The following is a 25,527-nucleotide window of genomic DNA, read 5'->3' on the forward strand; positions in this document are numbered from 1 at the left end:
CGATGACAGTGTCACTATCGAAGCATGGAATGGACCATCGGTGAACTGGCGGAGCGGGCCTCCGCGGCACTGTCCCCGACCGCTCAGCTCAACGGGCGGGTCAGGGACACGCCCAACGAGCGCCTCATCCGGTGGTATGCCACGATCGGCCTTCTCGATCCGCCCTCGGCCCGCCGGGGCCGCGTCGCGCTGTACAGCAGGCGCCACCTGCTCCAGCTCATCGCCGTCAAGCGCCGTCAGGCGGAGGGCCGGACCATCGCGGAGATCCAGGCCGAGCTGGCCGGGGCGACCGACCAGGCGCTGGAGGCGGTCGCCGGTCTCCAGGACGCCGCCTCCGGCGGAAACGGCGAGCCGGACAGGACCGCGCCCCGGACCGGGCGTCCCCGATTCTGGGCCGGGCCGTCGGCCACCGCGGCGAACACCACCGCGGACGCCACCGCGAACACCGCTGCGGACGCCGCCTCCGGCCCCCTCGCCGCCCCCGCCGCCGCGACAGGAACCGCCTCCGCCCCGGCAGGCACCACGACGCGACCCGCCGCCTCAGAGCCCGCCGCCTCAGAGCCCGCTGCCTCGGAGGGGGCGCCCCGCGCGGCCGCCCCCCGGGGCGCCCCGCAGGCCCCACCGCACACCCGGAGCGCGCCGTCCCCGTCCCCCGTGGCCGTCCACGGCGTACGGCTGGCTGCCGGGGTGACGCTGCTGCTCGACGGCGGCGGCCGTACCCCGTCGCCGGAAGCACTCGCCGAGATCGGCGCCGCCTCCCAGGCGCTCCTCTCGGTCCTCCGTGAGCACGACCTCGTCCCCGCAAACCCGCAGCATCAGCAGGACCAGGAAGGGAACCAGCCATGATTACCGAGATCACGACGCTACGCCCCGAGGAGTGCGAGCCGGTCGCGGACGCCGGGCTGGGGGCGCTCGTCACCGAGCGCGGCAACCTGCCGCTGGAGAGCGTGGACGTGACCGCCGCCGTGTCCGGCCTGGTCGCCGGGGTCGAGGTGGTCCAGGGCTTCCGCAACCCCCATGACGTGGCGCTCGAGGCGACCTATGTCTTCCCGCTGCCCGACCGGGCCGCGGTGACCTCCTTCAGGATGGAGGCCGACGGGCACGTCATCGAGGGGACCCTCAAGGAGCGCGGCCAGGCCAGGGCCGACTACGACCAGGCGATCTCCGAGGGCAGGCGGGCGGCGATCGCCGAGGAGGACCGCCCCGACGTCTTCACCATCAGGGTCGGCAACATCGTGCCCGGCGAGCGGGTCACCGTACGCCTCACGCTCGACCAGCCGCTCCCCTACGAGGACGGCGCCTCGACCTTCCGCTTCCCGCTGGTCGTGGCCCCCCGCTACATCCCCGGCACCCCGCTCGACGGCGAGCAGGCCGGCGACGGCTGGGCTCCGGACACCGACGCGGTGCCCGACGCCTCCCGGATCACGCCGCCGGTGCTGCTGCCCGGCTTCCCCAGCCCGGTACGGCTGTCGCTGGCTGTCTCCGTCGACCCGGCGGGCCTGGAACTGCGCGAGGTCCGCTCCAGCCTGCACGTGGTCCGGGAGGAGGGCGGCACCGTCCGCCTGAGCCCCGGCGAGCGGCTGGACCGCGACTTCATCCTGCGGCTGTACTTCGACGCCTCGACGTCGCTGGCGCTGGTCCCCGACGAGGGGACCGGCGGTGCGGAGGACGAGACGGAGGACGAGAGGGAGGGCACGTTCACGCTGACCGTCGTCCCCGATCCCGCGGGTGCCACGGCCAGGGCCAAGGACGTCGTGCTGGTGCTGGACCGCTCGGGCAGCATGTCCGGCTGGAAGATGGTCGCCGCCAGGCGCGCGGCGGCCCGCATCGTCGACACGCTCGTGAGCGGCGACCGGTTCGCCGTGCTCTCCTTCGACACCGTGGTCGAGCATCCCGAGGGGCTCGGCGAGGGGCTGTCCGAGGCGTCCGACCGCAACCGCTACCGGGCGGTCGAACACCTGGCCCGCCTGGAGGCCAGGGGCGGCACCGAGATGCTGGAGCCGCTGGAGCGGGCCGTCACACTGCTCGCCGCCCCCGCCGGGAACAGTGACGGTGACAGTGCCGATGCCGGTGCCGGTGACTCCGGCAGGGACCGTGTCCTGGTGCTCGTCACCGACGGCCAGGTCGGCAACGAGGACCAGATCCTGGAGCGGCTCGGCGCCCGGCTGGCCGGGGCGCGGGTGCACACCGTCGGCATCGACCGGGCGGTCAACGCCGGGTTCCTCGGCAGGCTGGCCGGGCTGGGCGCGGGCCGGTGCGAGCTGGTCGAGTCGGAGGACAGGCTCGACGAGGCGATGGAGCACATCCACCGCAGGATCGGCGCTCCCCTGGTCACGGATCTGTCCGTCAAGGCCGACGGGCTCGACCTGGTCCCCGGGAGCGTCGGGCACCTCGGGTCGATCTATCCCGGCGTGCCGCTCACCGTCCAGGGACGGTACCGGGGGACGCCGGACGGGGCGCTGGCCGTACACGGGCTGGACTCGGCCGGGCGCCCCTGGGAGCGGCGGGTCACCGGGACGCGGGTGGGCAACCCGGCCGTGCGGGCGATCTGGGCGCGGGCCCGGCTGCGCGCGCTGGAGGATCGCTACGCCACGGGTGACCGCTCGCTGGAGGAGGAGATCGTCGGGGTCTCGCTGAAGTACGGCGTGCTGTGCCGGTTCACCGCGTTCGTCGCGGTCGACAGCAGGGTGGTCGCGGAGGGCGGCCCCGGGCACCGGGTGATCCAGCCGGTCGAGACGCCCAGCGGCTGGGCGGAGCCGGTCGTCGCGGCCCCGATGATGCTCACCGGGATGGCTCAGCCCGCCTCGATGCCCGCCTCGATCTCCGCTCCGATGCCCGCTCCGATGAGTCCCATGGCCGCCGGAGGGGCTCCCGGCGCGGCCCCCAGGGCCGCGAGGAGGAGCGTGGTGTTCGACCCGCAAGAGGAGGAGATGGACGTGCCGGACTTCCTGCACGGCTACAAGGGCGGGGCCGAGGGCACGGCCGGCGGGGGCGGCTTTGCTCCGCGTGCCACGTTGCCTCCGAGTCCCGCTCCGGTGCCCGCGCCCCCGGTAGGGTCGCCTCAGACGCTCACGGCCCAGCTCGGCGAGGAGCTGCGGCGGCTGCGCGCCGCCGCGTCACTGCCCGCCGCCGACCGGCTGCGCCATCTGGAGGACCTGGCCGGCAGGCTCGCCGCCCTGGCCGTCCGTCTGGGCGGTCATGCGGAGCTCGAAGCCCTGGCCGACGACCTCCGGGCGGGCGGGGACCTGGAGGCCCTGTGGCGCAGGGCGGTCGAGGGACTGGAGGCCCTCAGCGGGCCCAAAAAGCGCCGCCCGTTCTGGAAGAGATAACTTCTTACTATAAAAGTAAGGAAAATTTACAATAGGGGTTGATCTGCAGATCAGGTTGGTTACAGTTCCCGCGTGACCAGTCCGATTTTTACCCTTTGCGATGAATATGTCTCGCAGTCGGCGGCGCTCAATCCGATCGCCGCCGAGACGACGGGCATCGCCATGGAATTCGCCCCCGCCACCGACTACGGCCCGGACGGTCACGCCGCCCGGGCCGCCCTGATCAGCGAGACGCTGGGAAGGCTGGCCCGCCTGCACCCCCTGGGCGAGGCGGACGTGCGAGCCTCGGCGCACCTGCGCGAACGCCTCGAGGTCGAGCTCGCCTGGCACGACACGGGCGAACCGCTACGCGCGGTGCAGGCGCCGTTCGGACTCGTCAGCGAGATACGCGACAGCGTGGACCTGCTCCCGCACGGCACCGACGACGAATGGCGCGACGTGGCGGCCCGGCTCGCCGCGGTCCCCGAGATGCTGGACGGCTGGCGCAGGAGCCTGGAGACCGGCCTGGACCGGGGGCTGCGGGCGGCCCGCCGCCAGGCGCTGGAGTCGGCCGTCCAGGCCGGCCTCCTGGCGAGCGACGGCACGCACGAGCCCCTCGTGGCCCGGTACGGCGAGGGCCCCGTCGCCGGCGACCTGGCCAAGGGCGCCGCCGCCGCGCACGCGGCCTACGCCGAGACGGCCCGATACCTCCGCGAGGAGTACGCCCCCCGGGCCGCCGAGCACGACGCGGTGGGCGCCGAACGCTACGCGGTGGGCGCCCGGATCAACCTGGGCGCCGACATCGACCTGGTGGACGCCTACGAGTGGGGCTGGGCCGAACTGGCCCGCATCGAGGCGGAGCTGGCCGTCGAGGCGGGACGGGTACGGCCCGGCGCCTCGGTGGAGGAGGCGACCGAGATCCTCAACCGGACCCAGTACGTCGAGGGGCCGGACGCCTACCGAGACTGGCTGCAGGAGCGCCACGACCGGGCGATCGAGCAGTTGCACGGCACCCACTTCGACATCGCCGAGCCGCTGCGCAGGGTGGACGTCACGCTGGCCGTCGGCTCGACCTCGGGCTCGGCCTACTGCACCCCGCCCAGCGAGGACCTGTCCCGGCCGGGCCGTACCTGGTGGCCGGTCCGCGAAGGCAGGAACCGGTTCGAGACCTGGCCCGAGCTGACCACGGTCTTCCACGAGGGCGTGCCCGGCCACCACCTCCAGTTCGGCGCCACCCGGGTGGCCGGGGAGAGCCTGTCGCGTTTCGGCAGGAACTCCTGGGTGAGCGGCCACGGCGAGGGCTGGGCCCTGTACGCCGAGCGGCTGGCCGACGAGCTGGGCTGGTTCGCCGAGCCCGGCACCCGCCTGGGCATGCTCGGCGGCTCGGCGCTGCGGGCGGCCAGGGTGGTCATCGACATCGGCTCGCACCTGGACCTGCCGCTCCCCGACGGTTCGCGGTGGACCTTCGACAAGGCCTGCGAGGTGCTGCGCGAGCGGGGCAGGTGTGAACCGCACCGGGTCCACGCCGAGGTGGTCCGCTACCTCGGCTGGCCCGGACAGGCGATCACCTACAAGCTCGGCGAGCGCGCCTGGCTGGCCGCGCGGGAGGAGGCCAGGCGGCGGCTGGGCGCGGACTTCGACCTGCGCCGCTGGCACACCGCGGCCCTGGAGCTCGGCCCGGTCGGCCTGTCCGGCCTGGCCGAGGCCCTGCGCCGGATCGGCTGACCGGCTCCGCGACCACGGAACCCGAACTTCATCCGTGGAGTTCGGCTCCGCGATCACGGGGCCCGAACTCCACAGGTGAACCGCAAGTGGCGGACATGGCGACTTTCAGGCGATCCCAAGTGATCGCCAAGTCGGTGTTCCTAGCTTGGTCCACGTAAGCGGGCCGTCGCGGTGCGGCGGCCCGGAGATCAAGCATCACCGCGAGAGCGGCGAAGGAGTCCGACATGTCCAAGATCAACATTGACGATATCCCGTTCGAGGGCGCCGAGCTGTCCGACGCCGAGCTGGGCGAGGTGTCCGGCGGCCGGATGCACGTCTCCTGGATGATCGGCGGCAGGCCCGCCGAGTGGGAGGGCACCAACAACTGAGTCCGGCCGGACGACCGGGTCCGACCGGCGCTTCCCCCCGCGAACCGCCTTCCCGGCTCGCGGGGGAAGCCCCCCTTCTCCCTGCCTGCCGGGGGGAAGGCCTTCTTTCCCGCTTCCACCGGAACGGCACGGCCGGTCCGGGACCGACGCCGTCCGGCGGAGGCGCGCCGTACCGTGCCGCCTGGCGGAGGCGTGCCGTACGCGGCGCGAGTGAACCGGACCGCACAGCCGTGACGCCCGCGTAGGGTGGCGGAATGGTGATTCTGGACGGCGGGCTGGCCACGCATCTGGAGGCGCTCGGCGCCGACCTGCGCGACGAACTCTGGTCGGCGAGGCTCCTGCTGGAGAGTCCGTCGGTGATCCGCCAGGCGCATCTCGACTACTTCACCGCCGGAGCCCAGGTCGCGACCACGGCCAGCTACCAGGCGAGCATCCCGGCGTTCACCCGGCGCGGGCTGGACGTCGGCGAGGCCGAGAACCTGATCCTGCTGTCGGTCCGGCTGGCCACGGAGGCGAGGGACGCGTACGGCGAGGGCACGGTCGCCGCCAGCGTCGGGCCGTACGGCGCCTACCTGGCCAACGGCGCCGAGTACACCGGCGACTACGACCTCGACGAGGACGGCCTGGCCGACTGGCACCGGGACCGCTGGCACATCCTGGCCGGCAGCGGGGCCGACCTGCTGGCCTGCGAGACCATCCCCTCCTACGCCGAGGCGAGGGCGCTGCGGCGGCTGCTGGCCGAGACGCCCGGAACGCGGGCGTGGGTGAGCTTCTCCTGCCGCGACGGGGAGCGGATCAGCGACGGCACCCCGCTCGCCGAGGCCGCCGCGCTGTTCAGCGGCGTCCCGCAGGTGCTCGCGGTCGGCGTCAACTGCACCGCGCCGCGCCACATCCCCGACCTCATCGGCCGGATCGAGGACAAGCCCGTGGTGGTCTACCCCAACTCCGGCGAGACCTGGAACGCGGCGGAGCGCCGCTGGTCCGGGCTGGCCGACCCGGTCGAGTACGGCGCGGCGGCCGCCGAATGGCACGCGGCCGGCGCCGCCTTCGTCGGCGGCTGCTGCCGTACCACCCCCGAGCACATCCACCAGATCCGCGAACACCTCCCCACCGGCTGAGCTCCACCGGCCGATCGCCCCGCCCCTCTCCCCTCCGGCCGCCCGGTCCGCCGGATCAGATGCCGCGACCGTCTGCCAGGGCGGGCATGACGGCCAGCACGATGACACGGCCGTTCGAGGGGTGCGCTAGGGCAACAGCTCCAGGGCAGGAGTGTGACGGGGGCGCACGACGGTGAAATGCCGATGGTCGACCGTGGCGATCCGTGTGCTTCCACGACGCTCCGCCACCGCGATCACGGACGCGTCGGTTCCGCCGAGCGGCAGGTCGCCGTAGCGACGAACCAGTTCGGCCATGCGTTCGAAGTCACCGTCGACGAGTGCCTCAGGCTGGAAGGTCTTTCCCGCGCCCACGGAATCGAGGAAGGCCGCCTCGACGTCGACGCCACAGTAGGTCCCGATCATGTAGCACGCCTCGGCGACGACCGTCTGGGGCACGAGCAGGGGGCCGGCCGTCGAGGTGAGCCATTTGGCACACCTGTTGTGGTGAGCATCTCCGCGATCCGCGAGGGCGTAGAGAACCCCTGTATCCATGACGATCACATCACCGCAGGTTAGCGGCCGAAACCGCCTTCGCGCAGGGCATCGTCCACATGCTCGGAGAGATCGGAACGACCGCTGTCGCCCATCCCCACGAAGGCGGGTGAACGCCGTCGCCTGGCCGGAACACAGTAACGTTGCCGGACCTCGCGAAGCAGTTCCTCGGCCTCGTTGTCCTGGATCTCCTCGACCAGGCGGTGCAGCTCGTCCTTGGCACTCATACCTCGATTGTAGAAGGCGGGGCTGGCCCTAGCTCGCGTTCGGTCCGGCGGGCTCTCCTGTTCCTCCTCTCACCTACCTCTCAGCGGCCCCTCATCAGCCCCGGACACGGCGAAGACGTCAGGGTCTGCGGCGGGCGGGGACGGGGGCGCCGAGGAGGAGACGGCGGACGGCGTCCCAGGCGGCGCGCATCGCGGCCTCCACCTCGGGCGACTCCTCCCCCAGGATGCGCGCCCAGGCGCCGGAGTCCCGGGGAAGCACGCTGCTGCCCGCGCGGAGGGCACCCCCGGCCCGCTCGACCTGTACGGCCAGGGCCTCGTGCAGGGTGTCGGCGACCACCGGGGCGGGGACCTCGCCGGTCACCACGAACAGCGTGGCCATCACCCCGAAGTCACCGAGGACCGCGGGACCCGTCACGCCGTTCTCGGACGGCACCAGCCGTACGGTGTCGGCGAAGACCGTCTCCCCGTCGGGGCGGGTCACCTCCAGGTCGGAGCAGTACGCGTCGTAGTCGTTGCGCTCGCCCCTGGCGAGGCGGCCCGCGAGCATGCCCTCGCCCAGGATCACCGTGGCCGACGGGTCGGCGACGAGCCGGACGCGCTGGTAGAACCGGGAGTGCGCGAACGGGATCGTGGGGTGCGGGAGATACTCCACGTAACTTCCGGGGCCCGCCGTGACGGTGACGAGCTGGGTCGCGTAGTCCTGCTCCATCTTGTAGACCTTCGTGGCGGCCTGGGTGGTCAGGTTCACCTCGGTGTCGGGGCCGCAGGTGAAGTCCATGCGGTAGCGGTCTCCCTGGACGATGCCACCGCCCGCCGTCATCACCATGACGTAGGCCATCTCCGGGCGGTGCTCGTCGTAGTAGAGCGGCCGCATGATCTGCAGCGGCGTCTTCTGGTAGTGGCCGGTCAGCTCGGTCCGCCGGTCGGTCCTGCCGAACTCCAGCTCCAGGATCCCCACCTTGCCCGGGCTTCCCACCGGGAGCATGTCGGGGATCCCGGCGTGGGCGGTCACGGCGCCGGGGACGCCGTCGATCGTGTAGTACCCGGGGTCCAGCCGGTCCACGGGGTCCGCGGAGACCCGGCCCACGGGAGACCCGTCCACGGGGGACCCGTCCGCGGAGACCCCGTTCGCGGAGGCCCGGCGTACGGGAGCCCGGCGCGCGGGGGTCCGGCGCGTCCCTACCTCGCCGAGGGACACGTCACCGCCCCGCGCACCTCGATGAAATCGGCGACCTCGGCCACCCCGGTCCCGGTCAGGCAGTCGGTCAGCAGAACCGGCCGGTCGCCGCGGACGGTGTGGGCGTCGCGCTCCATCACCGACAGGTCGGTGCGGACGTACTCGGCGATGTCGATCTTGTTGATCACGAGCAGGTCGGAGTCGGTGATCCCCGGGCCGCGCTTGCGCGGCATCTTCTCGCCCTCCGCCGTGTCGAGCACGAAGATGTACAGGTCGGCCAGGGCCGGGCTGAAGGTGAGCGTCAGGTTGTCCCCGCCGCTCTCGAACAGCAGGACGTCGATGTCGGGGAACCGGTCGAGCATCTCGGCGCCCGCGGCGAGGTTCATCGTGGGGTCGTCGCGGACCGCGGTGTGCGGGCAGGCCCCGGTCTCCACGCCGACGACGCGCCGCGGGTCGAGGATCCCGGCCAGCGAGCGGCGGACGTGCTGGGCGTCCTCCTGGGTGTAGATGTCGTTGGTGATGACGCCCGGTGAGTGCCCCCGCTCGATCAGCAGCGGCACCACGGCCTCGATCAGGGCCGTCTTGCCGGAGCCGACCGGGCCGCCGATGCCGACCTTCAGTACGTTCTCCATGGGGATCCCTTCGATCCGTTGACGGGGTCAGGTCGTGAAAAGGCGGGCGGGTGCCCGCTCGTGCGCGGCGGAGACGGTGTCGGCCAGGGGCACCGAGCCGTGGATGTCGTGCGGGCTCCGGGCCGCGAGTGCGGTCGCGGCGGCACGCGCGATCTCGGGGTGCGCGCCGTACAGGATCGCCTGGGCCCGGCGGAAGTCCACCCTGCCCAGGCGTACGGCGGCGCCGGTCCAGCTGCAGGAGAAGGCGAACAGGTCCCCGGCGACCGCCTGCGCCTCGGGCACCCCCAGGGCGGCGTGGACCGCGCCGACCACGACGGCGTGGTTGCCCGGGGTGGCCCTCTCCCGCACCAGGGACGCCAGCCGGTCCACGACCGGCCCCCCGAAGACACGGGCCGCGGTCTCCAGGACCTGGTGACCGGTCCGGGTCGCGGCGGCCCGCAGCTCGTGGTTGAGCTTGATCGCGTGCAGCCTCCGGTCTGCCGCGACCAGCCCGTCCCAGTCGTCCTGGATCACCGCGCGGTGCGCGAGCACCAGCGCCGTCGCGTCGCCGGGCCCGGCGGAGTGGCGGAGCAGGTCGGCCAGCAGGCCCGGCAGGTCCTCCGGATCGACCAGGCCCGACTGGACGTACCCCTCCAGGCCGTGCGACAGCGTGTACAGACCGCTCGGGAAGGCCGAGTCGGTGAGCTGGAGCTGGGCGAGGAGCGAGGTGATGTTCACACAGGACTCACACGGGGTTCAGGCGATGAAGTAGAGCTGGGTCAGCGGCAGTTTGGCCGCCGGTTCGATGGCGGCGAGCTCGCCGTCGACCGTGACCTTGTAGGTCTCCGGGTCCACGGTGATCGTCGGAAGCGCGTCGTTGCGGAGCATGTCCTGCTTGCCGATCGTGCGGCAGCCCCGCACCGGGTGGATCAGCCGCTCCAGGCCGAGCTTGCCCGGCACCCCGGCCGCGATTCCGGCCTGCGACATGAAGGTGATGTGCGTCGCGGGCAGCGCCTTGCCGAACGCGGCGTACATCGGCCGGTAGTAGACCGGCTGCGGCGTCGGCAGCGAGGCGTTCGGGTCGCCCATCTGCGCCCAGCTGATCTGCCCGCCCTTGACGACGATGTACGGCTTGGCGGCGAAGCCGTACATCTGCCAGAGCACGATGTCGGCGAGCTTGCCGGTCTCCAGGGAGCCGATCACGTCGGCGATGCCCGTGGTCCTGGCCGGGTTGATGGTCAGCTTGGCCAGGTAGCGAAGGACCCGGAAGTTGTCGTTGCGCGCGGAGTCCTCGGGCAGGGCGCCCCGCAGTTCCTTGCAGTGGTGGGCGATCTGGAAGGCGCGCGTGAAGGACTCGCCGACCCGGCCCATGGCCTGCGAGTCGGAGGAGACCATGCTGATCACGCCCAGGTCGTGCATGACGGTCTCGGCGGAGATGGTCTCGGCGCGGACCCGGCTGTCGGCGAAGGCGATGTCCTCGGGGACGTCGTGGCTGAGGTGGTGGCAGACCATCACCATGTCCAGCAGCTCGTCCACGGAGTCGACGGTGTAGGGCAGCGTCGGGTTGGTCGAGGAGGGCAGCACGTTCGGCTCGCCCGCGACGCGGAGCAGGTCGGGGGCGTGCCCGCCGCCCGCGCCCTCGGTGTGGAAGGTGTGGATCGCGCGCCCGTTGAAGGCACTGATCGTGTCCTCCAGGAAGCCGCTCTCGTTCATGGTGTCGGTGTGGATGGCGACCTGAACGTCGAATTCGTCGGCGATCGTCAGCGCGTTGTCGATCACCGCCGGGGTCGAGCCCCAGTCCTCGTGGACCTTCAGCGCGCACGCCCCGGCCAGAAGTTGCTCGCTCAGTGGCTCGGGCCTGCTGCCGTTGCCCTTGGCCATCAGGCCGATGTTGATCGGGAGCTCCTCGAACGCCTGGAGCATCCGGCTGATCCCCCACGGTCCCGGCGTGCACGTGGTGCCCCGGGTTCCGTCGGAGGGGCCGACGCCACCGGCGATCAGCGTGGTGATCCCGTTGCTCAGCGCGGCCTGGACCTGCTGCGGGGAGATGAGGTGGACGTGGCTGTCGATGGCGCCCGGGGTGGCGATCGTGTGCTCGCCGGACAGCACCTCGGTGCCGGGGCCGACGACGAGCCTCGGGTCGACGCCGTCCTCGGTGTTCGGGTTGCCCGACTTGCCGATACCGGCGATCATGCCGTCCCTGATGCCGATGTCCCCCTTGACGATGCCGAGGACCGGGTCGACGACGACGACATTGGTGATCACCATGTCGAGCGCACCGCTGTGGTTGGTGGCGCCGGGCGCGGAGCCCATGCCGTCGCGGGCGGTCTTGCCGCCGCCGTAGACGGTCTCGTCCCCGTAGAGGCCGGCGTTGTAGTCGTGCTCCACCTCGATCACGAGGTTGGTGTCCGCGAGACGTATCCGGTCTCCGACGGTGGGACCGAACATGTCGGTGTACTGCTTGCGGCTCATGGTGACCATGGGACGTCAGCCTTTCTTCCTGGAGGCCGTCGTGGCGGAGGCCTTCGTGGCGGAGGCCGTCCTGCTCGACGCCGTCTTTCCGGAGGTCGCCCTGCTCGACGCCGTCGCGGTCTTCCTGCCGGTCGCCGCGGTCTTCCTGGCGGCGGTCGCGGGCTTCTTCGCGGGTGCCTTCTTGGCCGCTCCGTTCCCGCGCTTCTGCTTGTCCTCCGGCACGTCGAGGAAGCCGAGGATGTCCATGCGCTCCAGCGCGACCCGGTGGGTCCTGCCCGCGCGGACGCTGCCGTCGACCAGGCCGCTGAAGCCGTAGACGCGCAGGCCGCCGCCGTACTCGACGAGGTGGACCTCGTGGGTGTCCCCCGGCTCGATCCGGATGGCGTTGCCGGCGGGAAGGTCCAGGTGCATGCCGTAGGCCGCGTCGCGGTCGAAGGAGATCGCCGGGTTGACCTCGAAGAAGTGGTAGTGGGAGCAGATCTGCACGGCCCGGTCGCCGGTGTTGCGGACGGTCAGGGTGGCCTTCCTGCGCCCCTTGTTGATCTCTATGTCGCCCTCGCCGTAGATGTAGCGCTCGAAACGCGGCAGCCCCTCGTGCGGTCGTGTCTTGCGTGCCATGACTTCCCTCCTCGGTGCCCGTGATCGCTCGGTGACGGTGGTCGCTCAGTGACGGTGGTCGCTCAGTGACGGTGGTCGCTCAGTGACGGTGGTTGTGATGGTGATGGTGTCCGGCGGAGACGGCGGCCAGGCCGTCGTCGGCGTCGCGGGCCCAGCGGTCGCGGGCGGCCTCGACGCGCCGCCCGACCAGCTCCGTCAGGGCGGCCGGGGTGAGCAACGGCCCCGCCCACGTAACGCCCTCGGGAAGGGCGGGCTCGTCGAACGACGCCGGGACGACGGTGACGTGCCGCGCGCCGAGCAGCCGGCACCGGGACACTCCTTCGGCGATGTCCGGCTCCCCGCCCGTGAACGCGACCTCGACCCAGCGCAGCCCGCTGTGCCTGCGGACCAGGTGGGCCACCCGGAACAGCTCGGCGTCCTCCTCCGCCGACGCCGCGGGCGCGGTCACCAGCACCGCCCGGAACCCGGCGGCGGCCGTGTCCGGGAGGCCCGGGGTGTCCGGTACGGCGGCGCGCCCGGCGGCCGCCCGCAGCCAGCCCACCAGATGCGCGGCCGTGCCGAGCGGCGGGGCGAGCAGCAGTTCGCCGGGCTCGCGGCCGCGGCCGTTCCAGCGGAGGAGCTGCGCCGTCTGGGACGCCAGCTCCGCGTCCCGCCCCAGCGTCATCGGGACCACGATCGCGGGATGCCGGGTGGCGGCGTAGAGCTCCCGGCCGACGGCCGTCACCGTCACGCCGGGCGGCCCGTCGATCGCGCCGCCGTACCGGCTCTCGTGACCGCCGACCAGCACCGTCCGGCGGGCCGCCGGCGGCCGCCGCGCGGCGGCGGGCTCCCGCGCCACCGCCGCCGGTTCCGCCGGTGGTTCCGTCCGCTGGAGCGCGGGCATGCTCAGACGCCGACGGGATCGTGGCAGGAGACGAGCTTGGAGCCGTCGGGGAAGGTCGCCTCGACCTGCATCAGCGGCAGCATCTCCCGGACGCCCTCCATGACGTCGGCCGGTCCGACGACCTTCTTGCCGAGTTCCATGCAGTCGGCGACCGACTTGCCCTCGCGAGCGGCCTCGAGAACGGCCGCGCTGACGAGCGCGACGGTCTCGCTGTAGTTGAGTTTCAGGCCGCGTTCCCTGCGTTTGGCCGCCAGGTCGGCCACGACGTAGATCAGCAGTTTGTCGAGCTCTCGCGGTGTGAGATTCATGAGAGTCCCCTTTCGGGATTCGTGTGATCCGGTGGCGGAACAGGGCGCCGGGTGTCCTTCCGGCGGGCTCACCCGGCCCGTCTGAGCAGGGCGAACTGCGGGACCGCGGCGAGGAACGTCCAGCTGGCCAGGACGAACGGCCATGTCAGCGTGTGGCCCCCGAACGGGGTGAAGAAGGTCGTGAGAGCCGCGGTCAGACCGGTGGCCATGATCGCCCCGATCAGGGCGTAGGCGCCGCCGGCCGGGGTCAGCACGACGAAGATCCCGGCGAGCGCCATCCCCGTCAGCACGGCGTTGTAGCCGTACAGCCCGGCGCCGATGTCCGCGGCGGGGGCGCCCAGCACCCAGGCGACCAGCAGCCCGACCAGGCTGGAGACCACCGCGGCGACGGCGGCGACCCGGTTGCCGACGACCAGGCCGACGAGGAAGACGAGGCCGACGTACCACTTGTTCTGGAAGAAGATCTGGCCGATCCCGTTGAACATGCCCTGCCAGACGTCGTTCCAGGTGAGCGCCGTACGGCCGGTCGCGGCCGAGGGGAGCATGGGACCGATCCTGCCGTGCCTGACGCGCTCGAAGGCCGGGGCGGCCAGCAGCATCGCGGTGGTGATGATGCAGAACGGCGCGGTGAAGGTGGGCAGGTTGAACGGTTTGAGCAGGGTGACCAGCGCGGAGGTGACGACGCCGCCGGCGATGCATCCCAGGACGACCAGGAGCGTGGTCATCCAGCTCGCCCCGAAGTAGAGGGCGAACGCGACGCCGATGAGGGTTCCGCTGAACCCTTCGAGGCCCGGCGCGATCCGGCTGCCGCGTGCCACCCCGAGGGCGTAGGCGGTGAGGGTGGCCACGGCCGAGCCCAGCAGGCCGTAGACCCCGAAGCGCCAGCCGCCGACGAACAGGGCGACGAGGAAGATGAGCCCGGTCCAGGGACTGGCCATGAAGTCGACCTGCCCGATGCCGCGGACCACGGCGACGAGCAGGTCGAGGGGCTTCAGTTGTCGGGTGGGCGAAGGGGTCTCCGCCGGGGTCGTCGATGTCACGTCGGCCTCTCCGATTCTCCCCGTACGGCGATCGCGGAAGAGTTGACCCGTGTTGGCGGTCATTCCCGGGACAGGTCGGCCAACCACCGTCCGACGACTCTTTTAATATCACCAACACCTATTTCTTACCGACTTTTACCTTTCCGGCTTTGTCAATATCAAAATCAATAAAAGCGGCATTTCATCTCGCGCCACACTGATCATTAACGAACAGATCAAAGGCGGCGCTGAGCGAGCTTCGAGGACGCCCACCGGATCGAACACCGGCGATTCCGTCCGGGTGCCGGGCGGGAAGCCGGCCGCCTGCCCCTTACCTCCGTCAGCCCGCCCTGCCCAGGGCGGCACCGATGACAGCCGCCGCGAGACCGCACAGCACGTTGAGCAGCAGGTTGAGCACCGCCAGACGGCGTTCGCCCTTCTCGGCCAGCTTCAGGGTGTCGTTGGCGAAGGAGCTGTAGGTGCTGAGCGCCCCGCAGAACCCGGTGCCGACCAGGGCGAGCGTCCAGCCGGGCAGCCGTCCGGTGGTCACCAGCGCCCCGACCAGGCCCAGCAGGAACGAGGCCGACACGTTCGCGGCGAAGATGCCCCACGGGAGGCGCACGGCGAGCCGTTTGTCGAGAAGGGCGCGGACGGGGGCCCCGACGGCACCGCCGAGCAACACCAGAAGCCCGACGATCACAGCGCCCTCCTGGCGAGGGCCGTTCCGGCGAACACCGCGAGCATCGCCAGCGCGGGGGTGAGGACCAGGTGGGCGATGGCCACACCGGTCTCGCCGTAGTGGAACTTCCGCTCCACGTTCACGGCGTAGGAGGAGAAGGTGGTGAAACCACCGAGGAAACCGGTCGAGACGAACGGCCCGACGAGCGGGTGGCCGGGATGCCTCTCGATCCACACCGTGACCACTCCGATGAGGAAACAGCCGCACACGCTGACCCACAGAAGCGTCCACTGGAACCCCTGTGGCGTGTTCGGGAAGGTCAGATGCACCAGGTGCCGGGCCAGCGCACCGAGGGCCCCTCCGCAGGCCACCGCCGCGAGTGCGGGCCCAGAGATCCTCATATCGGCAGACTAGGCGCGGACCTGGGCGGCGGCCGGACCCGACACTCCCGGTGTGGAGCTGTTTGGCCTGCTTTTGGGGATCCGGGACACGTTCCACGGAACGGTGTCCCTCCCCGCCGCCCTCCGTACGGCACCGCCCGCTCCCCCATGGCACTCCGGCCCACACGGGCGCGAGCGGGAGCCGCCGGGCTACACTGAACGACGAGGACGCCTCGTCGGTCGACGCGGGGTCCGCGGCGGTGGGACCCGCCGTACCCGAACCGCGGCACTTCGCTGCCGCCAACGGTCCCTACCCGTGACATCTCGTGCCCGCGGACGCGGGCGCTCGTTACGTGTAGGGAGAGACATGAGTTCGGATCAGATGAGGTTCGTGACAGTGACCGACCCCGTCGACCCCGATGCCGATCCCCCCGTCCCGCGCGAGCGCCGTGAGCCGCGCCGTTCGCGCGATCTCGTGTCGGCGCTGGTCGCCCTCGCCGGTCCGCACCGCCACACGCTGGCGGTGGTCGCCCTCGGCGGCGCGATCGGGGCGAGCGCCCGCTACGGGGCTGCCCTGCTGTGGCCCACCGCGGCGGGCGCCTTCCCCTGGACCACGCTGGTCGTCAACACGGCGGGCTGCCTGGTGATCGGGATCCTCCTGGTGATACTGACCGAGGCGTGGACGGCGCCGGCCTGGGTGCGGCCGTTCTTCGCCACCGGCGTGCTCGGCGGGTTCACCACCTTCTCCACCTACTGCGTGGAGATCGAACGCCTGGTGTCCGGGGGCAACCCCGATGCCGCACTCGTCTACCTGGTCGCGACGGTCCTGGCCGCCATGGCCGCGGTGACGGTCGGCGCGCGGGGCACCCGCCGTCTCCTGGCGGCGAGAACAGCGAGGAGGACGCGATGATCATGTCCGGCCGGGCCCTGCGCCTGACGGTCTTCGTCGACGACACCGACACCTGGCACCACCGCCCCATGTACACCGAGATCGTGCACCGCGCCCACTCCGCCGGCCTGGCCGGGGCGTCGGTCTTCCGCGGCCTGGAGGGCTTCGGCGCCACCTCGGTCGTGCACACCACCCGGCTGCTGTCGATGACCGACGACCTGCCGGTGGCCGTCGTGATCATCGACACCGAGGAGCGGATCCGCGCCTTCCTTCCCCTCCTGGACGACCTGCTGATCGAGGGCCTGGCCGTTCTGGACGAGGTCGAGGTCATCCACCACCGCGGACGTCAGGCGGCGGAGTGAACTGGCTGCTCATCCTGATCGGCGGCGCCGTCGGCGCGCCGGTGCGCTATCTGACCGACCGGGCCGTGCAGGCGCGCCACGACACCGTCTTCCCCTGGGGCACCTTCACCGTCAACGTGATCGGCTCGCTGATCCTGGGCGTGCTGACCGGGGCCACGCTGTCCGGGGCGCTGGGCACCGAGGTGCGGCTGCTGCTGGGCACCGGCTTCTGCGGGGCGCTGACCACGTACTCGACGTTCTCCTACGAGACGTTGCGGCTGGCCGAGACCGGCGCGACGTTCTTCGCCGTCGCCAACGTCGCCGCCTCGGTCGTCGCCGGGCTGGGCGCGACGTTCGTCGGCGTCACGCTGGCCCAGGTGATCTTCGGGTGAGGGGCCTTCCCCGCCGATGTGCCCCGCGCCCGCGCCCACGGGCGCCCTGTCCCCCGGACTCTCCCTCAGGAGCGCTTGTGGGCCTCCCGGGCGGCGCGGGCGGCCTCGACCTTGGCGCTGGCGGCGTACTTGTCGACGTACTCCTGACCGGAGAGCTCCATCAGCGCGTACATGATCTCGTCGGTGACGGCGCGCAGGACGAGGCGGTCCTCCTCCATCCCGTAGTAGCGGGAGAAGTCGAGCGGCTTGCCGAACTTCACCCCGGGCCGGATGCCGAGCCGGGGCAGGGGGCGGCCGGGCGGCATCATCTCGAAGGTGTTGACCATCGCCCACGGGATGACCGGGACGCGCGCCTCCAGCGCCAGCCGGGCGACGCCGGTCTTACCCTTGTAGAGGCGGCCGTCGTGGGAGCGGGTGCCCTCGGGGTAGATGGCGAGCACCTGCCCCTCGGCCAGGATGCGCTTGCCGGTGCGCAGCGCCGCCTCACTCGCCTTGCCGCCGGAGCGGTCGATCGGAACGGTGCCCACCCCGCTGAAGAAGGCCCGGCTGAGCATGCCCTTGACTCCGCGGCCCGTGAAGTAGTCGGACTTGCCGAGCGAGATCACCTTGCGCGGCAGGAACAGCGCCCCGAAGAAGTGGTCGGCGAACGACAGATGGTTGCCGGCCAGAATCACCGGTCCTTCCTTCGGCACATTGTCCACTCCCTCCGCCCAGGGGCGGAAGATGAAGTGAAGGAAGGGCCAGAGGATGGCCTTCACCACCCAATAGAACACGCGAGGCTCCTTCTGTCGGCAGGTGGGGACCTGAAGTCATCCTCCCACCTCCGGCACGGACCACCTACATCGTCAAACCACCCAAACCGACCTCTCGCAAAACACGCCCCAGTCGTGCGACGATCGGGCGAACCTTACAAGGAGCTGCGATGCCAGTCATGCCCGGCGCGGAGCCGTATCACCACAGAGGTGGGCGAATCGGGGTTCTGCTCTGTCATGGATTCACGGGGTCGCCACAGTCACTGCGTCCCTGGGGTGAGTACCTGGCCGCCGCAGGCCTGAGCGTCGCGCTCCCCCGGCTGCCCGGCCACGGCACCACCTGGCAGGAGATGAGTCACACCCGCTGGGAGGACTGGTACGCCGAACTGGACAAGTCGCTGGCCGACCTGCGCGGGCGCTGCGACGAGGTCTTCGTGGCGGGCCTGTCCCTGGGCGGCTGCATGGCGCTGCGGCTGGCCCAGGTGCACGGCGGGGGGATCAGGGGGCTGGTGATCGTCAACCCTTCGATCGCCAACGACGTCCCGCTGCTGGCGCTGGCGCCGCTGCTCGGCCTGGTGATCTCCTCGGTGCCGGGCGTGGCCGGGGACATCAAGAAGGAGGGCGTGACCGAGCTGGGGTACACACGCACCCCGGTCAAGGCCGCGGCGACCCTTCCCCGGCTGTGGGCGCTGACCCAGTCGGAACTGCACAAGGTCACCCAGCCGGTGCTGGTTTTTCACAGCCCGCAGGACCATGTGGTGAAGCCGACCAGTTTGCGTATTTTGCGTGAGAGGCTGACCGGGGGGAATCTTAATGTTGTGGAGCTCAACGACAGCTACCACGTCGCGACTCTCGACAACGATGCGGATCGGATCTTTGCGGGGAGCCTGGAGTTCATCAACGCGAACGCCTCTGTACCCTTGCAGGGAGACTGAACGCGAGTGGGGGATGCGCGGTCTCCGGGAGGGACGGGCCAGCTAAGTGACACCTCAAAGCGATGAGGACGAGGTCTGGCGTCAGATCGTCGCCTCCTTCAACGACACCGCCGAGTTCGACTCGGCCCACCAGCCCTGGCCGGACAGCGAGAACCTGCCTGCGGAGCCGTCCCGGAGGGTGGTCAAGGAGTCGGAGGAGGAGCGCCTTCCCCGGCCCGAGGAGTTCGCCGACATCGGCGACGCCGAGGGCGGGAAGGCCGAGGATGACGACGACGAGGGTCACTACGTTCCCCCGCCCCCGCCTCCCCTTCCCAAGACCGACACCACCACCAAGATCGCTTGGCTGGCGCTGTTCGGCGGTCCCGCCTACCTGCTGCTCAGCGCGGCCCTGAGCTGGCGGCTGCAGGGCTGGATGTTGTTCACCGCGGTCGCCGCCTTCATCGGCGGCTTCGTGGCGCTGGTGGTGCGGATGGGCGACGGCCCGCCCAACGACTCGGGCTGGGACGACGGCGCGGTCGTCTGACGCCCGGGACCGCCCTTCACGGGGCGGACCGGGCCCGCCCTCGCCGGATCGGCTCCGGGCCGCCGGAGCCGGGTCACGGCCGGATCCAGGTCACGACCGGATCCAGGTCACGACCGGAACCGGGTCACGACCGCATCCGGGCTACGGCTTGGCCTGCTCCGGTGAGCCGAACCGCTCGATCACGTCGCTGTAGCGGCCTTCGGCGTCCACCACGTGTCCCACGGCCCACACGGTCCCGGTGGCCGCCACGTAGGCCACCGACTGGAGCCTGACCGTCCGCGGCGTGGCGTTGTCGGCCCCGTGCAGCGTCTTCGTCGTACGGCCGTCGTAGCGGATCATGAAGGCCTCCCCCGGCCGGTCCATGTCCGCCCCGGAGATCCAGAAGCGCCCCTTGCGGTCACCGGTCACGCCGTACAGCCGCATGTCGCCGTCCGGCGCGGCCACCCGGGACCACTTCCTGCCGTTCCAGGACAGGATCAGCGGGCGCACCTCGCCCGACCTCTGGTAGACGCCGCCGACGGCCAGCGCCCGCTTCGGCGAGTCGACGTAGACGTCGCGCAGGTAGCCGCCGGGGACGTCGGGCGCGGCGAAGGGCTTCCACCGGCCGCCGGAGAGCCTCGTGACCAGCGGCCTGCCCCCGGTGTCGCCGACCGCCCAGCCGTCGCCCTTGCCGGACAGGGCCACGCCGTACAGCGAGCCCCTGTCCTTGAGCTGGGTGAGTTTCCATTTGCCGCCGGTCTGGGTGAGGATCAGCGGCTGTTTGTCCCGGCGGCCGACCGCGGCCATCCGGCCGGGGAGCGCCGCGACCCCGCCCAGCCAGTCGCCCGCGTGCAGCTTGTCGACGACGACCCGGTCGAAGGCCGTCCCGTCGCCCACGGCGAGGTACGGCAGGCTGTCGTGCCCCTCGCCGACCACCCACAGCTGGGACGGGGAGGCCGCGGCGACCGAGCGCAGGAGTCCCGCCCCGGTCGGATCGTTGCGGATGCCGACCTCGGTCCAGGTCACGCCGTTCCAGTGGGTGATCGCGCCCCTGCTCTGCCAGACGTCCCAGACGCTCTGCTGCCCGACCGCCCAGATACTGGAGGCCGAGACCCCCACCACGTCGGACAGCGACCCGTCGGTGCTCAGCCGCGCGCTGGTCGGCGCCTGCCATGCCTCCGCCACGGGCGGGCTGACGGGATCGGCGTGAGCGGCCGGCGGAAGAAAGGCCGGCAGGATCAGACCTCCCGCGCACAGCGCCAGCACACGCCGCGGAAGGCGACGGGTCATGTCCCAAATGGTACGGGGCGAAACGTGGCCCGTGTGCGTGGCTCCCGCAGTTGTCCTCCGGATGGAGATCTCGGGGAGGTGCGCGGACCGTGACCTGCCGGATCCTTGGGGTTGAACGGTTCCCGCCCCTCTCAGAGGTCCGCGCGGTCCCCGGGGACCGCCAGCTCGGCGACCACCGGCAGGTGGTCGGTGGCCCTGGCCAGGTCGGACGGATCGGCCTGCGCCCCGCCGCAGGAGAGCACCCGGAGCCCCGCCGCCGCGAAGATCGCGTCGATGCGCACGCGCGGCCTCCGCGCGGGGAAGGTGAGGCCGTCGCCGCGCGGCGAGACCGGGTAGCAGTCGGTCAGCCGCCCGGCCAGCAGCCGCCAGGCCGCCTCGTGCGACTGCTCGTTGACGTCCCCGGCGAGCACGGGGAGGGCGTCGAAACGGCCCGCCACGGCCAGCAGCAGGGTCAGCGCCTCGGCCGCGTGGTACGACCTGGCGGCGGCGTCGAGATCGAGGTGGACGGAGCCGACGGCCACCCTGCGCCCGCCGGCCTCGACCACGGCGATCGCGACCGCGCGCTGTTCCAGGCCGAGGAAGCGCCTGAGCGGACGCCCCTCCCCGTACAGCGGACGCACGCCGGGACCGGTCAGCACGGCGACCCCGCCCAGGCGGCGGCCCGCCACCACGGACATGCCCCCCGAGGCGGCCAGCAGCCCGCGCCTGCGGTGCCAGCGCAGGAACCTGGGCGCCTCCTGGACGCAGAGCACGTCGGCGCGGAGCGCGGTGATCACCCGCCCCAGCGCCGCCGCGTCGTCCTTCATGGAGCGCACGTTGTAGGTGGCCACCCTGAGCGGCGCCGGGCCCTCGACGGGCAGGAGAGGCTCCTTTCCTCCGGCCCTCCGGGCCGTCAGCGGATCCGGGCCAGGTCCGCCGCGCCCACCAGGCCCGCGGACGCGCCCAGCTCGGCCAGCCGGATGTCGGCCGCCGGGCGGTGCCCCCGGCCCGTCAGGTTGGCGGTGAAGCCGTCGCGGACCTGGTCGATCCACAGGTCGGCGGCGGTCGAGACGCCGCCGCCGAGGATGAAGCAGCCGGGGTCGAGGATGGCGGCGAGGTCGCACAGTCCCTGGGCGAGCCAGTCGGCCATCGCGGAGAACGCGGCCAGCGCGGCCGAGTCTCCCCGCCGGGCGGCCTCGGTGACCGCGCTGCCCTCGATCAGCTCCGGCTTGCCACCGGCGATCTCCAGCAGCGTGGCGGCGCGCCCCGGATCGGCCTCGGCGATCTCCCTGGCCTCGATCACCAGGGCGTTGCCGCTGGCGTACTGTTCCCAGCAGCCCAGGTTCCCGCATCCGCACAGCCGTCCCTCGGGGACGAGCTGCATGTGGCCGAGCTCGGCGCCCATGCCCCAGCGGCCGCGGTAGAGCGCCCCGTCGAACACGATGCCGCCGCCGATCCCGGTGCCCACCGTCACGCACACCAGGTGGCTCTCGCCGCGCCCGGCGCCGAACCTGGCTTCGCCCCAGGCCATCGCGTTGGCGTCGTTCTCCACCACGACGGGCAGGCCGACCAGGTGGGAGACCTTCCTCTGCAGCGGCTCCTCGCGCCAGGCGAGGTTGGGCGCGAAGCGCACCAGGGCCCGTGTCTCGTCGACGAACCCGGCGGCGCCGAGCCCCACGGCCTCGATCTCCCGGTCCTTGGCCAGCTCCTTGACGACCTCGCCGATGCTCTCGGCGACCCGCTCGGGATCCCTGGCCGGGGTCGGCCGCAGCAGATGCTCGACGATGCGGCCGTCCTCGTCCACGACACCCGCCGCGATCTTGGTTCCGCCGATGTCCACACCGATGGTCAGCGCCATTGCTCGTCCTCTCCCCCTGGGCTCATCCCAGGTCGATGTGCTCCACGGGGGTCTCCGCCCGGTCGCGCTCACGCGCCCGCTGCTCGGGTGAGGGCCGGTTAAGCCCGTCGACGGCGGACCTGAAGGCGGCGAACAGCTCGCTGCCCGCCTGCATCAGGTGGTCGGTGACCGCGCTGCCCGACTCGCGCTGCGCGGCCATGGCGCGGCAGATGGGGCAGGCACGGCAGATGTACTCGTCGTGCTCGGCGACCGCCTCTCCCCACACGTCCCGGTCGTTTCCGCCGCCACCGCCGGAGAAGGCGTTGCCGAACCCGCTGACCGTGCCTCTGATCAGGTTCTTGCGCAGCTCCCTGGTCGCCTTCTGCTGGAGCGCTTCGAAGAGCTTGAAAGCCTCCTCGGCCGCGCTGCCCAGCGGGTCTCTGTCGTTGCCGGACCTCTCGGTGTCCTCGGCCCTTGCGGTCTTCTCAGTCATCAGGCCCTCCCGTCTCGAACCGTACCCGGAGAACGCCCTCCTGGAGCACCGCCTCTCGCACGGCCCTGCGGGCCAGCGCGGCGGGCAGGGCCAGGATCCTGCGGTGGGAGCCCGCGTCGACGATCAGCTCGTCGCCCTTGCGGGCCAGGCCGACCTCGCTCTTCGCGGCGAGCGGCAGCGCCAGCAGCAGCTCGCCGTCCGGGGTGATCCGCAGCGGCGCCTCGGTCGCGGGCGGGGCGAAGGGGTCGGTCTCGCCGTACATGGCCTCGGCGACCCGCGCCAGGGCGTCCGGGCCCACGGGTTCGGCCTCCAGGTAGGGCACGGTGTACAGGGGCAGCGGGGCGAAGGACTCCTCGATCTCGGCCAGGTGCCCGGCCTGGGCCTCGACCCACCTGCGCCGCCAGGGGTCGGCGCCCTCGGCGGGGAAGACCCGGTTGGCGATCACCCCGTCGACGCGGTAGCCGTACAGGCTGAGGGAGGTGAGCGTACGGCGGGCCTCGGCCAGCACGACGGCCTCGGGGGTGAGCACGAGGCGGACGCCGGCGCCGGGACCGGTGAGCAGTTCCCGGGTCTCCAGCAGTCCCCGGTGCAGCCGCTCCCCGGCGCCGACCACGTGATCCTCCGGGACGCCGACCTGGGCGATCCCGCGGACCAGCGGCGACAGCACGCGCAGCAGCCGCCTGCCCACCGGCAGCAGCCGGCTGACGTGCCAGTCGAGCGCCTCGGGCAGGGCGAGCAGCCTGAGCGTCTCGGCGGTGGGCGCGCAGTCGACGACGATCACGTCCCACGCTCCGGTGCGGGCGTGCTCGCGCAGCTGCAGCAGGGCGAGGATCTCCTCCGCGCCGGGCAGCACGGTGATCTCCTCGGCGGTGACCTCGTCCAGGCCCAGCTCGGCGAACAGGCCCCTGGCGTAGTCGCGCAGCTCGCCCCACTGGCGCTCCAGCGCCCGCTGGGTGTCCACCTGGTGCAGGTAGAGGCCGGGTGAGACCTCCTCGGGCTCACCGCCCGCGGTCACGCCGAACGCGTCGGCCAGCGAGTGGGCGGTGTCGGTCGAGACCACCAGCGTCTTGAGGCCGGACCCGGCCGCCCTGACGGCGGTCGCCGCGGCCGCGGTCGTCTTGCCGACGCCGCCCTTGCCGGTGAACAGCAGGATCCTGCTCACGGGGCCTCCCGGTCCGGTACGGCGGGCCGTACGGCACGCTCACCGGAGGCCCCGGGCCGCGCCGCGCGGGGCGTCACGGGCCCTCGACGCGCTTCTTCAGCCCCCTCAGGGCGGTGTCGATGATGACCCTCTCCGCCTTTCGCCTGATCATGCCGATCATCGGGACCTTGAGGTCGACCGCGAGCTCGTAGGTCACCTCGGTGCCGCCGCCCGCGTCGGCCAGGCGGTAGCTGCCGGTGAGCCCGGAGACCATCTTCCCCGCCTCGGTGACGCTCCACTCGACAGAGTCCTCGCCGTCCTCGCCGTGCCAGACGTAGCCGAGGGTGTACTCGTCACTGATCACTCCCGCGTCCAGGACGAACCTGACCTTCTCCGGAAGGTCGTCCTGCCCGGTGGACAGGACCCGCGCGGACTTCACCTGTCCCGCCCACTCCGGGTACGCCGGGAAGTCGGCGATGACCTTCATGACGGTCGACCGGTCCGCGCCGATCGTGATGCTCGAGGTGGTGCGATCAGCCATGCGCTTACCGTACTCGTTCATCGTTCCGGCGAGGAGGTCCGGCTCACCGATCAAGGACGGGGCGCCCCGGGCCCACCGAAGCGGCCCCGGGTCACCATTCGAGGGCGAAGGGGGTGCCCGTGCTGCGGAAGTGGCCCACGTTGAGGCACTCGGTCCTGCCGATGCGCGTGCGGGCGGCCAGCGGCTGGTGCACGTGACCGAAGAGCGCGTAGCGCGGCTGGGTCCGCCGGATCGCCTCCAGCGTGGCCTCGCTGCCCCGCTCGAAGCGCCGGGCGACCACGTCGTAGAGCAGTTCGGGAACGGCCGGGGGGATGTGGCAGCAGAGCACGTCCACCTCGCCGACCGCCTCCACCTTCCGCGCGAACTCCTCGTCGTCGATCTCGTTGGGCGTCCGGTACTGCGTGCGCAGCCCGCCCCCGACGAAGCCGAACCGCAGCCCGCCGATCTCGGCCGTCTGCCCGTCGAGCACGTGGTGCCCCTGCCGGGCGTAGTCGGGCCAGAAGCGGGGCAGGTCCACGTTGCCGTGGGTGAGGTAGGCGGGGGTAGGCATCGCGGCGAAGAGCTCGGCGTACTGCCTGCGCACCAGGCGCTCGATGTGGTCGCCGGGGTCGCCGTCCAGCGAGGCCCAGAGCGCGGCCGACATCTCCCGTGCCTCGTCGAACCGTTTGGCGGTGCGCAGCCGTACGAGCCGCGAGGCCGACTCCGGGCCGAACAGCTCGGGGAAGATCCCCTGGGAGTGGTCGTCGTAGTCGACGAACAGGATCAGGTCGCCCAGGCAGACGAGCGCGTCGGCGCCGTCTCCCGCGCGGGCCAGGGCGTCGGCTCTTCCGTGCACATCGCTGACGACATGAACCCGCATGGCCGCCATCCTAACCACCCGCCCGCGGCCGCTCCCGGGCGCGGCTGGGCCGCCGGGCACGGCCGTCCGGGCGCGGGACGGGGCTCGGGCGTAACGACTCGGACGCGGGACGGGGCTCGGGCATAACGACTCGGACGCGACACGTGCGCCGC

At 71.9% G+C, this 25,527-nt stretch carries 29 protein-coding genes and 1 pseudogene; 10 read left to right on the forward strand and 20 right to left on the reverse strand.

Going from position 1 to position 25,527, the window contains the following annotated elements:
* Nucleotides 1-24: 24 nt before the first annotated feature.
* The 5 genes from AB0N02_RS31305 (at nucleotide 25) to mmuM (ending at nucleotide 6,519) form a co-directional block, all read left to right on the forward strand.
* Nucleotides 25-846, forward strand: coding sequence for a MerR family transcriptional regulator (locus AB0N02_RS31305; RefSeq protein WP_363953746.1), 822 nt, complete (start codon nucleotides 25-27; stop codon nucleotides 844-846).
* The gene (locus AB0N02_RS31310; protein WP_363953748.1) at nucleotides 843-3,329 is read left to right on the forward strand and encodes a VIT domain-containing protein; all 2,487 of its coding nucleotides are present in this window, start codon (nucleotides 843-845) and stop codon (nucleotides 3,327-3,329) included. Before AB0N02_RS31305 ends, AB0N02_RS31310 begins: the two co-directional genes overlap by 4 nt.
* Before the next feature lie 72 nt (nucleotides 3,330-3,401).
* Nucleotides 3,402-5,033 carry a DUF885 domain-containing protein gene (locus AB0N02_RS31315; protein ID WP_363953750.1) on the forward strand — a complete coding sequence of 544 codons (1,632 nt, stop codon included), beginning with the start codon at nucleotides 3,402-3,404 and terminating at the stop codon, nucleotides 5,031-5,033.
* Between the two features lie 224 nt (nucleotides 5,034-5,257).
* Entirely contained in the window at nucleotides 5,258-5,401 is a 144-nt protein-coding gene (locus tag AB0N02_RS31320; protein ID WP_363953752.1) for a putative ATP-grasp target RiPP, read from the forward strand.
* A 254-nt stretch (nucleotides 5,402-5,655) separates the two neighbouring features.
* Entirely contained in the window at nucleotides 5,656-6,519 is an 864-nt protein-coding gene (gene mmuM, locus AB0N02_RS31325) for a homocysteine S-methyltransferase (protein WP_363953754.1), read from the forward strand.
* 126 nt (nucleotides 6,520-6,645) lie between these two features.
* On the opposite strand, the gene AB0N02_RS31330 is transcribed toward mmuM, so the two are convergent.
* The 12 genes and pseudogenes from AB0N02_RS31330 to AB0N02_RS31385 all read right to left on the reverse strand — a co-directional run bounded on the left by AB0N02_RS31330 (nucleotide 6,646) and on the right by AB0N02_RS31385 (nucleotide 15,445).
* Complete coding sequence (locus AB0N02_RS31330; protein ID WP_363953756.1) at nucleotides 6,646-7,050, reverse strand: PIN domain-containing protein; 405 nt, start codon at nucleotides 7,048-7,050, stop codon at nucleotides 6,646-6,648.
* A 20-nt stretch (nucleotides 7,051-7,070) separates the two neighbouring features.
* On the reverse strand, nucleotides 7,071-7,277 hold the full coding sequence (locus tag AB0N02_RS31335; protein WP_363953758.1) for a hypothetical protein: 207 nt from the start codon (nucleotides 7,275-7,277) through the stop codon (nucleotides 7,071-7,073).
* A 118-nt stretch (nucleotides 7,278-7,395) separates the two neighbouring features.
* Entirely contained in the window at nucleotides 7,396-8,379 is a 984-nt protein-coding gene (locus AB0N02_RS31340) for an urease accessory protein UreD (RefSeq protein WP_363953760.1), read from the reverse strand.
* Nucleotides 8,380-8,456: 77 nt separating this feature from the next.
* The gene (gene ureG, locus AB0N02_RS31345; protein ID WP_363953762.1) at nucleotides 8,457-9,086 is read right to left on the reverse strand and encodes an urease accessory protein UreG; all 630 of its coding nucleotides are present in this window, start codon (nucleotides 9,084-9,086) and stop codon (nucleotides 8,457-8,459) included.
* A gap of 27 nt (nucleotides 9,087-9,113) precedes the next feature.
* On the reverse strand, nucleotides 9,114-9,803 hold the full coding sequence (locus tag AB0N02_RS31350) for an urease accessory UreF family protein (protein WP_363953764.1): 690 nt from the start codon (nucleotides 9,801-9,803) through the stop codon (nucleotides 9,114-9,116).
* Nucleotides 9,804-9,821: 18 nt separating this feature from the next.
* On the reverse strand, nucleotides 9,822-11,546 hold the full coding sequence (ureC, locus tag AB0N02_RS31355) for an urease subunit alpha (RefSeq protein WP_363953766.1): 1,725 nt from the start codon (nucleotides 11,544-11,546) through the stop codon (nucleotides 9,822-9,824).
* A 273-nt stretch (nucleotides 11,547-11,819) separates the two neighbouring features.
* A pseudogene (locus AB0N02_RS31360) lies at nucleotides 11,820-12,155 on the reverse strand (urease subunit beta); the annotation flags it as partial.
* 79 nt (nucleotides 12,156-12,234) lie between these two features.
* On the reverse strand, nucleotides 12,235-13,038 hold the full coding sequence (locus tag AB0N02_RS31365; RefSeq protein WP_363953768.1) for a hypothetical protein: 804 nt from the start codon (nucleotides 13,036-13,038) through the stop codon (nucleotides 12,235-12,237).
* Nucleotides 13,039-13,040: 2 nt separating this feature from the next.
* Nucleotides 13,041-13,346: an urease subunit gamma gene (locus AB0N02_RS31370; protein WP_363953770.1), complete on the reverse strand. Its 306-nt coding sequence runs from the start codon at nucleotides 13,344-13,346 to the stop codon at nucleotides 13,041-13,043.
* A gap of 68 nt (nucleotides 13,347-13,414) precedes the next feature.
* Entirely contained in the window at nucleotides 13,415-14,386 is a 972-nt protein-coding gene (locus AB0N02_RS31375; RefSeq protein ID WP_363953772.1) for an urea transporter, read from the reverse strand.
* Nucleotides 14,387-14,705: 319 nt separating this feature from the next.
* Nucleotides 14,706-15,065, reverse strand: a complete 360-nt coding sequence (locus AB0N02_RS31380) for a CrcB family protein (RefSeq protein ID WP_363953774.1) — start codon at nucleotides 15,063-15,065, stop codon at nucleotides 14,706-14,708.
* On the reverse strand, nucleotides 15,062-15,445 hold the full coding sequence (locus AB0N02_RS31385; RefSeq protein ID WP_363953776.1) for a CrcB family protein: 384 nt from the start codon (nucleotides 15,443-15,445) through the stop codon (nucleotides 15,062-15,064). Before AB0N02_RS31385 ends, AB0N02_RS31380 begins: the two co-directional genes overlap by 4 nt.
* 346 nt (nucleotides 15,446-15,791) lie before the next feature.
* Between AB0N02_RS31385 and crcB (AB0N02_RS31390) the strand changes: the two genes are divergently transcribed.
* From crcB (AB0N02_RS31390) to crcB (AB0N02_RS31400), 3 genes are read left to right on the forward strand one after another with little or no spacing between them, the layout of a single operon-like run.
* Nucleotides 15,792-16,334: a fluoride efflux transporter CrcB gene (gene crcB, locus AB0N02_RS31390; protein ID WP_363953778.1), complete on the forward strand. Its 543-nt coding sequence runs from the start codon at nucleotides 15,792-15,794 to the stop codon at nucleotides 16,332-16,334.
* On the forward strand, nucleotides 16,331-16,675 hold the full coding sequence (locus AB0N02_RS31395) for a DUF190 domain-containing protein (RefSeq protein ID WP_363953780.1): 345 nt from the start codon (nucleotides 16,331-16,333) through the stop codon (nucleotides 16,673-16,675). The genes crcB (AB0N02_RS31390) and AB0N02_RS31395 overlap by 4 nt, the downstream gene beginning before the upstream one ends.
* Nucleotides 16,672-17,046, forward strand: a complete 375-nt coding sequence (gene crcB, locus AB0N02_RS31400; RefSeq protein ID WP_363953782.1) for a fluoride efflux transporter CrcB — start codon at nucleotides 16,672-16,674, stop codon at nucleotides 17,044-17,046. Before AB0N02_RS31395 ends, crcB (AB0N02_RS31400) begins: the two co-directional genes overlap by 4 nt.
* 65 nt (nucleotides 17,047-17,111) lie before the next feature.
* On the opposite strand, the gene AB0N02_RS31405 is transcribed toward crcB (AB0N02_RS31400), so the two are convergent.
* A complete protein-coding gene (locus tag AB0N02_RS31405) occupies nucleotides 17,112-17,819 on the reverse strand; it encodes a lysophospholipid acyltransferase family protein (protein ID WP_363953784.1) in 708 nt (235 codons plus the stop codon).
* 149 nt (nucleotides 17,820-17,968) lie between these two features.
* On the opposite strand from AB0N02_RS31405, the gene AB0N02_RS31410 reads away from it, so the two are divergent.
* Nucleotides 17,969-18,733: an alpha/beta fold hydrolase gene (locus AB0N02_RS31410; RefSeq protein ID WP_363953786.1), complete on the forward strand. Its 765-nt coding sequence runs from the start codon at nucleotides 17,969-17,971 to the stop codon at nucleotides 18,731-18,733.
* Between the two features lie 46 nt (nucleotides 18,734-18,779).
* The gene (locus tag AB0N02_RS31415; protein WP_363953788.1) at nucleotides 18,780-19,256 is read left to right on the forward strand and encodes a hypothetical protein; all 477 of its coding nucleotides are present in this window, start codon (nucleotides 18,780-18,782) and stop codon (nucleotides 19,254-19,256) included.
* A 141-nt stretch (nucleotides 19,257-19,397) separates the two neighbouring features.
* On the opposite strand, the gene AB0N02_RS31420 is transcribed toward AB0N02_RS31415, so the two are convergent.
* The 7 genes from AB0N02_RS31420 to AB0N02_RS31450 form a co-directional block, all read right to left on the reverse strand.
* Nucleotides 19,398-20,525 (reverse strand): hypothetical protein, encoded by a 1,128-nt coding sequence (locus AB0N02_RS31420; RefSeq protein ID WP_363953790.1) that lies wholly within the window; start codon nucleotides 20,523-20,525, stop codon nucleotides 19,398-19,400.
* A 131-nt stretch (nucleotides 20,526-20,656) separates the two neighbouring features.
* Entirely contained in the window at nucleotides 20,657-21,355 is a 699-nt protein-coding gene (locus AB0N02_RS31425) for an endonuclease/exonuclease/phosphatase family protein (RefSeq protein WP_363953792.1), read from the reverse strand.
* A gap of 62 nt (nucleotides 21,356-21,417) precedes the next feature.
* Nucleotides 21,418-22,362, reverse strand: a complete 945-nt coding sequence (locus AB0N02_RS31430) for an ROK family glucokinase (protein ID WP_363953794.1) — start codon at nucleotides 22,360-22,362, stop codon at nucleotides 21,418-21,420.
* Between the two features lie 22 nt (nucleotides 22,363-22,384).
* The gene (locus AB0N02_RS31435) at nucleotides 22,385-22,834 is read right to left on the reverse strand and encodes a DUF5304 family protein (RefSeq protein ID WP_363953796.1); all 450 of its coding nucleotides are present in this window, start codon (nucleotides 22,832-22,834) and stop codon (nucleotides 22,385-22,387) included.
* Nucleotides 22,827-23,996 carry a TRC40/GET3/ArsA family transport-energizing ATPase gene (locus tag AB0N02_RS31440; RefSeq protein ID WP_363953798.1) on the reverse strand — a complete coding sequence of 390 codons (1,170 nt, stop codon included), beginning with the start codon at nucleotides 23,994-23,996 and terminating at the stop codon, nucleotides 22,827-22,829. Before AB0N02_RS31440 ends, AB0N02_RS31435 begins: the two co-directional genes overlap by 8 nt.
* Nucleotides 23,997-24,069: 73 nt before the next feature.
* On the reverse strand, nucleotides 24,070-24,516 hold the full coding sequence (locus tag AB0N02_RS31445) for an SRPBCC family protein (protein WP_363953800.1): 447 nt from the start codon (nucleotides 24,514-24,516) through the stop codon (nucleotides 24,070-24,072).
* A 91-nt stretch (nucleotides 24,517-24,607) separates the two neighbouring features.
* A complete protein-coding gene (locus AB0N02_RS31450; protein ID WP_363953802.1) occupies nucleotides 24,608-25,375 on the reverse strand; it encodes a metallophosphoesterase in 768 nt (255 codons plus the stop codon).
* Nucleotides 25,376-25,527: the final 152 nt, after the last annotated feature.

Source organism: Streptosporangium sp. NPDC051022 (genome assembly GCF_040683035.1).
Lineage (GTDB): Bacteria > Actinomycetota > Actinomycetes > Streptosporangiales > Streptosporangiaceae > Streptosporangium.